12 protein-coding genes are annotated in these 12,957 nt (G+C 44.7%); 1 reads left to right on the top strand and 11 read right to left on the bottom strand.

Annotated features, from left to right (window positions below):
- Entirely contained in the window at positions 1-1,176 is a 1,176-nt protein-coding gene (locus Y696_RS07255) for an ROK family transcriptional regulator (RefSeq protein ID WP_121510102.1), read from the bottom strand.
- A gap of 497 nt (positions 1,177-1,673) precedes the next feature.
- Between Y696_RS07255 and Y696_RS07260 the strand changes: the two genes are divergently transcribed.
- Entirely contained in the window at positions 1,674-2,774 is a 1,101-nt protein-coding gene (locus tag Y696_RS07260) for a helix-turn-helix transcriptional regulator (protein WP_014731030.1), read from the top strand.
- A gap of 72 nt (positions 2,775-2,846) precedes the next feature.
- Here the strand turns inward: Y696_RS07260 and Y696_RS07265 are convergent, their stop codons facing one another.
- The 10 genes from Y696_RS07265 to Y696_RS07310 all read right to left on the bottom strand — a co-directional run bounded on the left by Y696_RS07265 (position 2,847) and on the right by Y696_RS07310 (position 12,957).
- Entirely contained in the window at positions 2,847-3,635 is a 789-nt protein-coding gene (locus Y696_RS07265) for an alpha/beta fold hydrolase (RefSeq protein ID WP_259459879.1), read from the bottom strand.
- Between the two features lie 206 nt (positions 3,636-3,841).
- Entirely contained in the window at positions 3,842-4,546 is a 705-nt protein-coding gene (locus tag Y696_RS07270) for an ABC transporter ATP-binding protein (RefSeq protein ID WP_014731032.1), read from the bottom strand.
- Positions 4,546-5,262, bottom strand: coding sequence for an ABC transporter ATP-binding protein (locus Y696_RS07275; protein ID WP_014731033.1), 717 nt, complete (start codon positions 5,260-5,262; stop codon positions 4,546-4,548). Before Y696_RS07275 ends, Y696_RS07270 begins: the two co-directional genes overlap by 1 nt.
- 1 nt (position 5,263) lies before the next feature.
- Positions 5,264-6,202: a branched-chain amino acid ABC transporter permease gene (locus Y696_RS07280; RefSeq protein ID WP_121510104.1), complete on the bottom strand. Its 939-nt coding sequence runs from the start codon at positions 6,200-6,202 to the stop codon at positions 5,264-5,266.
- Positions 6,199-7,128 carry a branched-chain amino acid ABC transporter permease gene (locus Y696_RS07285; RefSeq protein WP_121510105.1) on the bottom strand — a complete coding sequence of 310 codons (930 nt, stop codon included), beginning with the start codon at positions 7,126-7,128 and terminating at the stop codon, positions 6,199-6,201. The genes Y696_RS07280 and Y696_RS07285 overlap by 4 nt, the downstream gene beginning before the upstream one ends.
- Positions 7,129-7,197: 69 nt before the next feature.
- Complete coding sequence (locus tag Y696_RS07290) at positions 7,198-8,433, bottom strand: ABC transporter substrate-binding protein (protein WP_121510106.1); 1,236 nt, start codon at positions 8,431-8,433, stop codon at positions 7,198-7,200.
- Positions 8,434-8,530: 97 nt separating this feature from the next.
- Positions 8,531-9,730: an acetyl-CoA C-acetyltransferase gene (locus Y696_RS07295; protein WP_121510107.1), complete on the bottom strand. Its 1,200-nt coding sequence runs from the start codon at positions 9,728-9,730 to the stop codon at positions 8,531-8,533.
- A gap of 10 nt (positions 9,731-9,740) precedes the next feature.
- Positions 9,741-11,039, bottom strand: a complete 1,299-nt coding sequence (locus tag Y696_RS07300; protein ID WP_121510108.1) for an acetyl-CoA hydrolase/transferase family protein — start codon at positions 11,037-11,039, stop codon at positions 9,741-9,743.
- The gene (locus tag Y696_RS07305) at positions 11,036-12,214 is read right to left on the bottom strand and encodes a TetR/AcrR family transcriptional regulator (protein ID WP_121510109.1); all 1,179 of its coding nucleotides are present in this window, start codon (positions 12,212-12,214) and stop codon (positions 11,036-11,038) included. Before Y696_RS07305 ends, Y696_RS07300 begins: the two co-directional genes overlap by 4 nt.
- Positions 12,211-12,957: a beta-ketoacyl-ACP reductase gene (locus tag Y696_RS07310; protein ID WP_014731040.1), complete on the bottom strand. Its 747-nt coding sequence runs from the start codon at positions 12,955-12,957 to the stop codon at positions 12,211-12,213. Before Y696_RS07310 ends, Y696_RS07305 begins: the two co-directional genes overlap by 4 nt.

Raw genomic sequence — 12,957 nt, forward strand, 5'->3', positions numbered from 1 at the left:
TTATACTAAATCGACCGTCTTACGATCAATTATGTGTAGAGCTGCTCCTATCATTTTCGAGCTTGCCATGCCTTTTTCGTGGAGCATGCTCCTTATTACTTTCACGTTCTGCCCAGTAGCGTATAGAACCCTTGAGTTGACAAAATCGAGCAGATTGCGCAATGATACTTCCGGAAGTATCGAAGCAACTCCGCCAAGAACAACAACTTCCGGATCCAAGGAATTTACGATGTTAACAATTCCTACGCCAAGGCTTCTCTCGATCTCACGAAGAAGTGGTTCATAACTTGCATCTGTTGAGCGCAGACAGTTGAGATACTTCTCATTGTTACTGGTTCCTTTGAGTTCAAGCCCCAACTCAGTTGCTAGATTGACGATGGCTTCAGTAGAGGCGATGGTTTCCCAGCAACCAAAGTTTCCGCAGTAGCATTTCTTGCCGTCAATCTGAACCGTCATGTGCCCAAATTCGCCGGCAGAATAATCGCGCCCTCTATAAATCTGGCCGTCAAACATAACACCGCACCCGATTCCCTCAGATACATAGACGAAGACAATATCTCTTACTGACACTACATCTGGATTGTTCCACTTCTCAGCAATCAACGAGAGATTTGCTTCATTATCAAGAAAAACCGGATACCGTCGAGAGAGCCGTTCTCTGAGTACGAGATCCTTCCATCCGAGATGAGGCACGTATACGATTCTGGAATTCTCCACATCAACGATTCCCGGAACTGACAACGAGTATCCGAGGAATCTGGATTTTGGAATATTTCTCGAAATCAAGGAAGTCTTTTTAGTTAAGAGATCCATGAACTGATCAAAGTCACGTGGAGTTCTAAATCTACTCACAACTGAAACTGAGCCATCAAAGAATCCCTTACCTATAATTGTCTCTTCGACACCAATATCGATGACTACAGACATGAACGCCTTTCTGTTTAGTCTAAGGACGATTGCCTTTCTCCCAATTCGACCGGTCTCTTCTGCTCTCACTTCCTCGCAAAGACCCATTGATAGAAAATCCTTGATTATTTTCGTCACCGTGCTTGGATTCAACCCCGATGCTACTGCAAGATCTCTTCGAGTAGTAGCGGGACTCTTTCTAAGCAACTGAAGAATCAGCTTTCTATTTGATCTTCCAATATTCTCTGAATCCAGCTTTTTGCCAACCAAGCTGAAATCCCCCTTTCTACTCTAGCTTACTATTAATAAGAGATTTGATTAAATCTAAACAGAACCGTTTAGAGACAGCTGGTGGGGAATATCGCCCATAAGATGATTCTTCCTAATTTATTTATTGCCGCAAACAATTGAAAGAATCTTCTTCGCCCAGACTCTAAAAAACTTTCCGACCAAGCAGCGAAACTCAAGAATAACGGACAAGTGATTCTTACTTGAGGCCTGGACGGATTTGAATCGCTAGTATGATTCTATCAGCTAAATGAATGATGCTAACGATGTAAGTTACTGCCAGTTCCGAGAATTTCCAGAATCTGTCGGTTTTTTGCCGATTATTTAGATTATCGAACCCGAGACTCTTCAAAAGGGGTTTGCTTTATGGTCATTCATTTCTGGCATAAATGGTCTTACTTGTTATCTTTGAATTGAATGATCAACAAGCAGTTCTTTAGTATAATTGTCTCAAGGATTATTACAAGGAGGTCCTGCCTGTGCTTCTCGAACGAATCAAGTATATAGATTGGCCTGCTTATGATTTTCTTCTTTGTCTTATGAGGGTCAACTGTAATGAGATGATAATCGAAGCCTACAAAGAACAAGATTTCAAAGATCAGTTTGTGCCTGACCCAGAGCTCCTTGAATGGGCAAAGGAAACAAAGAAGATTCTTCCTGACGATATAAAAGAGCTTCTCGAGCGATTTTTTGACTGTGAAACGTACTTCGGCGCAGGAACCTTTTCTCTTGTCCAGGAGAGAAATCTACGAGAACCCGAGGAGTTCATCAAAGCTCTCAAGAGCACATCCGAGAAAAGCATACTAGGGCGTTTCCTAAGAACTGGATTTGGAACCGATGTCAAGTCTAGAGACTCTTCTCAATTCGAGGAATTAGTTGAAAGGCTGACGGTAGATGAAAAGGAGATGCTCCTTTTCATAACTGAGAGTACTATTTTCTCGTCTTTTCAAAAGGCAAATCTTCTTGGATTTCTTGAAAACCCGGCTGAAACAAAACAGGATCTGATATATCTCTTTGAATGGTTCCTTGAAAATGTTTTCAACAGAATGCGGGACGAAGTTAGGAGGTCGAACGAGAAGCATCTGAAGAACCTTGAAGAATACATTCGAAAGGGGGGCACATCATATATTGAAAAATTGAACCTCTTGAGTTTCTTTGACATCCTCGAGACGGTTCAAACTATAGAATTGAGTGTATCGCCATTCCTGGGCCTAGATCAAGCCGGCCTTATGGTTATGAAAGACAGATACCTCTTTATTCTCGGATATGACAGAATAGAAGTCCCCTTCAGGGAGAAAGATGAGAAACTTCAATGTATCGACGTCTTTAGCGCTCTGGCCCACAAAGAAAGGCTTGCAATACTTAGAGAACTTAGCAGAGAGCCTCATCGACCAGTTTCCCTTGCAAAAAAATTGCGAATCTCCGCCGGCGACCTGAGCAATCATCTCGAGAAGCTTAAAAAGGGGAGGCTCCTTGAAAGTGTTTATGATGGTGAGTATGTTGAATACACAGTCAATGCAAAAGAACTCAAGAGGCTTGTTAGCGAATCGCTTGACAAGCTGCTTGAAGAGCAGAACTAAATCGAACAACGATTAACCCTATTTAAACAGAAACGGGGCTCTTCAGCCCCGTTTATATTTGAACTGTATCGCCTATCGCTCGACGAAATCTTCCAGAATCTTCACAAACAACTCCGTGTCCTCAAGAATAACACTGTGTCCGTAGTCAGGAAGCACACGGATTTCAACATCCAGAAGTATTCTCTCGAATCTCCTTGCCATCTCTTCAGTAACAATATTGTCAAGCTTTCCAACTACGACGAGGTGCGGAACCTCAATCTCACTGAGCGCTTCAGTGAAATCGTACTTTTCAAGCGCTCTAGCGTTCTCTACAAAACATCTTCCATCCATCAACAGAGCTTCGTCGACAAGCTGCTCAAGAAACTCGTCTACTTCACGGGTCGGCATTACACCAATCAGAGCCTTTTTAAGAAGCTCTCTATTCCCTCTGTACATCTCTAGATATGGGTAAACCTCTTCTGGAGTCTTTAGGCCATCGGGAGGGGCAGGATCCACCAAAATGACTCGATCGATCAGATCAGGCCTCTTAATGACTGCACTCTGAGCAACAGCTCCCCCAAGAGAATGGCCAACAAGAACCACACCATCTAATTCCATCTCAAGTATGAAATTAATCACGTAGTTGGCGTAATTATCGATACTCACCTCTTCAAGTCTGTCAGATCTCCCGAAATTCGGCAGGTCGATTGCATAACCTTTTAATCCACTGGGGAGAATCTTGAGAGCAGGTTCAAACCATTTGCTCGACGCGAAATTACCATGGACGAATACCACGGGAATCTCATCGTCGCCCACTGTTTCAAGATAGAAGATCTTTTTGTCAACTATCCTTACGTACTGTTCGGCTATTGACCTTTCCATTACCAGATCCCTCCTGTCAGACTTGTGTGTTCTGTGTTCTTCACTTCTCATATTAACATTCAAAGCACAGTTCGAGGAAACCTCTTTGGTTTCATAGGCGAAAAGTCTCCCAGTCCGAAAGAAATTTGCTCCAAGTGCGCATATTCCAAAGAAGACTATGAGCAACTTTTCAAGTATACACACTCACCTCTCAAATAATCTCCTTTTTACAAACCCAGGTATGAGCGCTTTACGTGTTCGTTGTGCATCAGGTCATCAGCAGTGCTTTCAATTGCAAGGGTCCCATTTTCTATTACGTACCCCCTATCAATGACTTTTAGGCCCTGTCGAACGTTTTGCTCGGAAAGGATCATGGAAACTCCCTCGGATTTGATCATTGAGAGTTTCTCAAAGAGCTCTGTAACCAAAGTGGGCTGAAGTCCAACTGATGGCTCATCTAGAATTAGAAGCCGTGGGACTGCCATAAGAGATCGTCCAACTGCAAGCATTCTCTGTTGCCCACCGCTCATTGTTCCAGCCAATTGATAAGCCCGCTCTTTGAGTACTGGGAAAATTCCGAACACGAATTCCAGCCTCTCATTTACTTTGTCTCTAGCTTCCTTTATGTAGGATGCACCGATCTTGAGATTCTCTAAAACAGTCATAATTGGGAACAGCTCACCATCCTGAGGCACCACTGAAATCCCTTTTCTTACGATGGAGTGTGTTTCATAAGGAAGCAGTGATTCGCCTTCGAAGAGAATCTCGCCCGACCTTGGCTTTACGAGACCAATGATCGAGTTGATCAGAGTTGTCTTTCCCGCACCGTTAGGACCGAAAAGCCCGACAGCTTCCGCTCCGACATTGAAGGAGAAGTCCGTAATTACCTGAATCCTCCCGTATGAGACAAATAGATTCTTGACTTCGAGCATCAGGCATCCTCCCCCAAATAAGCAGTTATAACGTTGTGCTGTTGCGATACTTCACTGTAAGGTCCCTCTGCAAGGATAGTACCCCTATCAAGTACTATGACTCGCTCCGTTATTTCTCTAATTACGCTCATGACGTGCTCTATTATGCATATCGTCACGCCTGTTCCTCTAATCTTTCTTACGGTATCTATCATTTCTCTGGTTTCGTCCATGTTTAATCCCGACATAACCTCGTCAAGAAAGAGGATCTTCGGTTTTGTGGCCATCGCTCTTGCGATCTCTATCTTCTTGATATCAAGAACAGTTATCTTATCAAGAGTTTGATCGGGCTCTTCAAGTCCTATTGTTTCACAAAGCCTAAGAGCGCTCTTTTTGCTCTCCTTAAGCTTTTCGCCGTTTCCAAAAAGTCCTCCGACCATTATGTTTTCAACAACTGTGAGGTTCTTTAACGGTCGAGCAATCTGAAAAGTCCTTGCGATCCCAAGGTTGCATCTTTTGTGTGCTGGAAGAAAAGTGATATCGATGCCGTCGAATATAATTTTCCCCTCGCTCACCATATGGACTCCCGATATAAGATTTGTTAGAGTCGTCTTCCCCGCACCGTTTGGTCCAATCAAACCGAGAATTTCACCCTGTTGGATCTCCATAGAGACGTTATCTACGGCGACTAGTCCACCGAAACGTTTTGTGACTTTATCAAGCTTAAGTATACTCATTTTATCGTTCCTCCAGACGGCGTTTTCTGAATCCCGTAACATCTTTGATTGCGCCATACACACCGTTCGGCAAAAAGAGAACTACCACAACTATGATTACACCGTAGATAATCAAATGTCCATAGGGCATTATTAACTTGAGATACTCAGATGAAAGACCCAGAATAATGGCGCCAAGGACTGGGCCAATAGTTGAGTATATTCCTCCCACCAACGCCATGGCTATCGGTAGAAGAAGATAATGAGCTGAAAAACTGCTCTCTGGATAAACAAATCCATACTGAAGTGCGTATGTTGAACCTATTACTCCTTGTATTATCGAAGTCACAACGAAAACAAATATAAGATATTTGTAGATATTTACTCCATGGGACTTAGCTACTGTTTCATCGGCTCTAATAGAATCGATCGCAAAATGAACTCTAGTTCTCTGAAACACTTCTGAAACCACAATTGTACCCACTGTAATACCCAGCATGAGCCAGTAAACTTTGACTGAATCGTAGTTAAAAAGAGTTGTGTAAACTATCTTTCCACTTGGGCCTCCGGTAAGCTTGCTCAAATTCCTTATGATTACCATGAATACGCTTGCGAGAGCCATTGTCGTAATGGCAAAATACAGACCTCTCAAGCGCAGAATAGCCATACCAAGAAGCAAGGACACCCCACCAGCCAGCAGACCACCTAGAACAATGCCCATTACTGGGTCAACACCAAAATCGGCAACAGCGATAATTCCTGTGTAGCCACCAAGTCCGAAGAATCCGGCTGTTCCAAAAGACAGCTGACCAGTTCTCAACATCATATCCCAACTAATTGCCAGCGTCATGAACGTCAAGATAGTTATGGCAACACTTATGAAGTAAGCCTCAGTCACAACTGGAAGAAGAGCGGCCGCGACGAGCAATATGATAATTACAAGTGACTTTGTGATCTTCATAATGATTGCCTCCTTAAGGATCTGATCATTATGACAGCTATCAGAACTCCAAAGAATACTATGTCTGACCAGCCCGCATAACCAGGTATAGATTGCACAATAGCTTCCCCAACTCCGAGAACAATACCACTAACAAGAATGCCGGGAAGATTTCCAAGTCCCGCCATTGCCACAAGACAAAAAGACTTCATAGTGAATGCCGCTCCAACTGACGGGAAAATCGCAAATCTTGGTACCATGACTCCTGCGGCAATTCCCAGAATAGCAATCGATATCCCAAACACAAAGAGATAGACGAAACCCGTGTTGATCCCAACAATTTTCGCGCCCTGTGGATTCTGACCGACGGCAAAAGTTGCCTGCCCTAGTCTTGTCTTCTTCAGAAAGAGCTGAAGTGCAATTAGCACTGCAAAAGCAAAAACAACATACAATAGCTCATAAGTGCCGAATCTTACACCTGCAATTGTTGTAGACGAAGAAGAGTACTCAACGTAGACACTTCTAGGTCTTGATGTCCAGATGAGATTCATTGCCTCCAGTAATATCATAGATATTCCGAAAGTGAGTAGCAGCTGGTTCAAATGACCTGACTTCATTACTCTCGTAATAGTCAACTTATAGATCACCACTCCGAGGCCAAACAATAGAAAAAAGACTGGGATAATGGACACGAGAGGATCCATTCCTAGGTTTGTGGCAAAAAGATAAACAAAATAGATGCCTAGCGAGAGGAAATCGCCGTGGGCAAGGTTCATAATTCCTACAACTCCAAGAGTTAACGAAAGAGGCAAACCGACCAAAGAATATAGGCTTCCTCTTTGGAGTCCATAAATGGCGGCGTGAGGCTTCCAAATAGCCACCACGATAATTACAGCAATCAGGAGAAAGAGATTCCTGTGCTTTCTCAAGAACGAGATGCTCTCCAAGTCAGTCACCACCCAAGCTACAGCTTATTAGATAGTAAGGTCGGGCACGAGTGCCCGACCTCACACTACTTATCTTCCTTCCCAAGAAGGAAATGGATAAATCGGTTCAGCGGTCTTGAGATTTAGCGGCCAAATAACCTGCTGTTCTCCGCCCTGCCACTGAAGTATTTTCTGACCAGTGAATCCCTGATGCTTTATTACATTGCTTGGAGACATCTTTAGGACTTCTCCTATCGGTGAGGCGTATTCTACTTCTTCTAGTGCCTTTATCAGCTCTGCCTTGTCAAGAGTTCCCGCGGCTTTGATTCCTTCCGCAAGGAAGTAGATGTTTGTATATCCCAGTGGTGCGAAGTAAGTTGCCGGTTCCTCATTGTACTTTTCGATGTAAGCGTTCCAGAAGTGCTCTGCAGCCGGGCTTACCTTGTTTATTGTTGGTGCCCACATTCCGTAGAGTGTTACGCCTTCTGCTAGAGGAGAATCTCCGAAGTGCGCCGGCCAGCCTGGAGGTGCTCCAACAAAGAACTTAGGAGCAAAACCAATTTCCTTAGCCTGCTGAAGCATTGGAAGAGCATCAGCATCGTAACCTGCCCAGACAAAGAGGTCGGGGTCATAGGCCTTAGCCTGCTGAAGCATTGCTCTGTAGTCTCCTCCGCCAAGCGCCGCACTCTTGAAGGAGGCTCCCATATAGTCTCCCATGACAGCTGCCCACGCTCCTTCTCCCTGATTGGCCTGAGATAGAAGCACAAGATAGGATTCGTGAGAGGCAGATCCAAAACCGCCTTCTTCATAGCCAAGGAAGATCTTCTCAATTGCGATGTCGGGATAAGCCTCGGCTAATTCTGTCCAACCCAGACCGTAGCTCGCACCCTGCTGGTAGTCCCATGGATGAAGATGAAAATACCAGTCGGCGTCCGGTCCAACTGCATTCTCGCATAGATATGAAGCCGCGCCGCTCCAGATAGTGATCTTCTGATACCTTTTCATTACTGGGATCTGCGCAAGATGGACTGAAGATGCCATACCTCCAACAAAGAAATCAACCTTATCTACTGTAGCAAGTTTCTCAATTGCTGCAGCTCCCTTTTCGGGCTTCAGCTCGCTATCCACTACAATTAGCTCCAGAGGTCTACCAAGTAATCCCCCTGCAGCGTTGATTTCGTCGATGGCAAGCTTCATTGCTTTTGCAGACTGGTCACCCGTGATATCTCCCAGGGGTACGACGGCACCAATCTTGATTGGAGTGGCAGCAAATGCAACAAAAGCAGTTACAGCTACCACCAATAATACTAACAGTACTCTTTTCACTTTCCCACCTCCTACGTAGGTTGTTCATAACGATTTTTGGTGCACTAGTACATCTAGACTTCATTACAGAAACGCAGTATTTACGATTTGCAAGAGATTAGACTCTCTTTACTACTACTGCGGTTCCCATTCCGCCGCCAATACACAGAGAAGCTAGACCAAACTCGAGATTTCTCTTTTCCATTTCATACAGGAGAGTAACTATTATCCTGTTTCCCGATGCGCCTATCGGGTGGCCAAGAGCAATCGCACCTCCATTGACATTAGTTCTCTCAAGAAGCCATTCCCTTGAAACCCCGTAGATCTCCATGAGACCCTTCAGTACTGACAGAGACTGAGAAGCGAATGCCTCATTAAGCTCTATCAACTCCATATCCTTTATGTTCATTGAGACCTTTTTGAGTGCCTTTTCGACCGCTGGAACGGGACCGAATCCCATATAGGCGGGGTCAACACCGGCCTGAGCGTAAGCGACTATTTCTGCTATCGGCTTCAATCCGTATTTTTTTACTGCGTCTTCGCTCGCAAGGACTGTTGCACTGGCACCGTCATTTATTCCAGAAGAATTCCCGGCGGTTACTGAACCATCTTTCTTGAAGGCCGGCCTGAGTTTGCCAAGGATTTCCATGCTGGTATCTCTTGGGTGTTCATCGGTATCGAAAACGACGTCTCCCTTTCTTCCCCTTATCACAACCGGAACGATTTCATCTTTGAACCTTCCTGTCGCAATCGCTTCCTTGGCTCTCTTCTGGCTTTGAAGTGCAAATTCGTCCTGCTCGAACCTGCTTATACCGTATTTCTCGGCCAGATTTTCAGCAGTTACTCCCATGTGGTAGTCATTGAAAACGTCCGTAAGGCCATCCCGTATCATATGATCGACTATGGTACCGCTGCCCATTCTATATCCGAACCTTGCTTTGTCTAGCAAGTATGGGGCAATAGACATATTCTCCATACCGCCGGTAAGTACTAGCTCGGCTTCGCCTGTGAGAATATCTTGCGCCCCTATCATTGTGGACTTCATTCCTGAACCACAAAGCATATTTACTGAGTATCCGGGGCTCTCAATAGGAACACCTGCACCAATCGATACCTGCCTTCCCGGTCCCATACCCTGGTTTGCAGTTAGAATACAGCCCATTATCGTCTCTTGAATCTTCTTAGGATCGACCTTCGACTGCTCTATTGCGGCTTTTGAAGCAGTAATTCCAAGATCCACGGCCGGTACCTCCTTTAAAGTTCCTCCAAAAGTACCGATTGCAGTCCTTTTTGCACCAACAATGAAGACCTTTTTCATCAAGAACCTCCTATATTAATCCAATGTCGCGAGCTTGTTTTCTTAGCTCTGATCTGAAGTCCGGATGAGAAATATTCAGCAAAGCCTCTACTCTTTGGAATACGTTGAGACCTTTAAGCCTGGCAATCCCAAACTCGGTTACAACATAATCAGTATCCTGTCTTGGAACGGTAACGGGTGAGCCAAGCGGAAGAAGAGGGACGATTGTAGAAACGGCGCCTTTCTTTGCTGTCGATCTAAGTGCGATGATTCCCTTTCCATTCTTAGCCATGGAGGCACCTCTATGAGTGTCTAGTTGTCCTCCGGTACCGCTATAGTGCCGAGTTCCAATTGCTTCGGAACATACCTGCCCCGTGAGATCGACAGAGATTGCCGTATTTATAGAGACCATGTTTTCGTTCTGCGAGACAACGTACGGATCGTTGACATAGCTGCCTCTGAGCAGAAGCACACCAGGGTTGTCCTCAATGAAAGAATACATTTCCTTTGTGCCGAGTGCAAAAGTCGCAATAAACTTTCCGGGCCAAAGACTCTTCTTCCTATTTGTTATCGCTCCCTTTTCGAACAAGTGAATCATCGACTCAGTAAACATTTCAGTGTGAATTCCTAGGTCGTGCTTATCTTCCATAAGTCTTGCAACGGCGTTTGGAATCCCTCCGATTCCAATCTGCAAAGTTGCTCCATCTACAACAAGCGAAGAAATATGTCCCGCGATGTTCATTTCAGTCTCCGATGGTTCAGTGTCCGGCAGTTCAGGAATGTCAAAAGTGTTTTCTATCACATAATTGACCTCACTTATGTGAACGTGAGTGTCTCCATGAGTCTTCGGCGCTTTCTCATTTACTTCCAGAATTACCATCTTCGCGTTCTCTACCATATCTCTTTCATATACCGTGGACAACGAAACGGTCATGTATCCATTTCTGTCCATCGGCGAGGCAACACCCCAGAAAATATCGGGTTTGTTTGCCATAATACGCTCAATACCTGCAACATGAAGATTGTTTGGGATGTATGTCACTGTCCTAAGGCCGCTGCTGACTGCCTTCCTGGCACCCACCGAATGGAACCAAGACTCGTTCAGAAATCTGCCTTCATATTCTTTATTAACGAAGAACGGATACTCTCCAATATTCAAACAAGTCGCAACGGCCACATTCTCTGCGTCCTCAACTCTGTGGAGGTTCTTTAGAAGACCCTGAGCTTCCATTGCCGCCATGCTTGTCACAATCTTTGTTCCAGACTTAATGTTTCTCAGACCTTCATCAATCGATATCTTCTTCTTTCTGTATTCATCATTCCAGTTCAACTAAAAGCACCTCCATAACCTTTTGCCATAAGAGAAGCCAGTTCCAGCAAATACTCGTTCCATTTTTCGTAGTCTTTCTTCAATTTGAAAAGAAGATCAAGCCCCATGAAGTGTCCAATGCCCATCAGAAAGACGCCGAGATCACGCGAGTCTATCGATCTAATCTCATCCTTCAATCTAGCCTCTTCAAGAGCTCTTATGTAAGAAGTTAAGAGCCTTTCATAGCAGAAACGTCCAGTCTCAGGTTGTACAAACTCCGACTCACGAACTATGTTATATAGCTCTTTGTGAACATCCATGAAGAGCAAAAACGCCTTAAAGGACCTAATCTCTTTGTTTAACCTGCCTTCAACACCGGAGACCGCATCTCTCATCGTTCTTCTCAGATTTCTGTTTGCCTGATAAACAAGCTCTTGAAGTAACTTCCCCTTGCTTTCAAAATGAAGATAGAACGTACCCTGTCCGTAGCCCGCCTTACTTGTGATATCATATATCGATGTACCGAAATATCCCTTCTCCCCCATTAGTTTCTCTGCCGCCAAAAGGATGACCTCTTTAGCCTTTCCCTCACCGTTCGCTCTTACTCTATCTAGAGTGAATTCCAGAGACCTTCGATCCAGCTCTTCAGACTTAACAAAACCATTGAGGGTGAAGTCGACGAGAGATCGCACTGTCGAATCTGGCACCCTTGTATCGTTGTATATGATCCAGTAAATGGCGGCAAACCTTGAGCTTCCAATAAGAAACCACAGTTCAGGCATTGAAAGTGGAGACCTATCGTTTATCACAGTTGAGAGAAGAGCGTCCTTGTAGGTTTTGTCAACGGAGTTTTCCACTTCAGGAAACCTGTACTCGGCCTCATGAAAGGCAATGAACTTTCTCCGCGATTGCCAAAGAATATCAAAGACCTTTCTGTAAAGGTTATACAGCTTCTCTTCTACAGTGTTTCCCATGACCGAAGCAGAGGCGGACTCGAACCTGGTCTTGATATCCTGGACGATTTCTTTGAATACCTGTTCCTTACCAGTGTAATGTCTATAGAATGCTCCATTTGACAGTCCGCAGGTTCTGCATATGTTCGCAACAGAGGTCATCTCGAAACCAAGGCGACTGAACAGCTCTTCAGCCGCCTCTTTAATCTGTAGTCTTGTTCTCTCGCTTCGAGAGACCTTCAAATTACGAGACCCCCGTCAACGCCAATTACCTGACCGGTCAAATAACTCGACTCATCGGAAATCAAGAAGAAGTAGACATTCGCAATTTCCTCAGGGAGTCCAATTCTTTTAAGAGGGATCTTCTCTTCAAGTGCAACCAGTATCTTCTCAGGCATTTTCTCAGTCATAGGCGTCTTTATGAAACCCGGTGCCACAGCGTTTACCCTTATCTTCGCGCCCTTTCTTGTCAACTCTTTAGCCCATGTCTTAGTCATTGCAATAACTCCTCCCTTTGAAGCGGAGTAGTTAGACTGTCCGATATTTCCGTATACGCCGACAATCGATGAAGTATTGACAATCGAACCATAACCCTGATCTATCATCACTGGAGCAACCGCCTGCGTCATGTTGAAAACACCTTTCAAATTGACGTTGATAACCAGGTCCCAATCTTCTTCGGACATTCTCTGAATCAGAGCGTCTCTAGTCACTCCAGCATTATTGATAAGCCCATCGATGCGGCCGAATTCGCTTTTGATTTCACCTATAAGTTCAGTTATTGCAGGCCTATCCGTTACGTTGAGTCTCTTCGGAATTACCTTGCCCGGAAGCTCGGAAAATTCCTTCTTCAGATTATCCAATCCTTCGACGTCCATATCGCAGGCGTAGACAATCGCTCCTTCGCGGGCAAACTTTTCGACTGCCGCTTTACCCAGTCCACTTGCGCCACCAGTTATGATGACGACTTTACCTTCCATTCTCAC

The organism is Mesotoga sp. H07pep.5.4, from assembly GCF_003664935.1.
GTDB classification, from domain to species: Bacteria; Thermotogota; Thermotogae; order Petrotogales; family Kosmotogaceae; genus Mesotoga; species Mesotoga prima.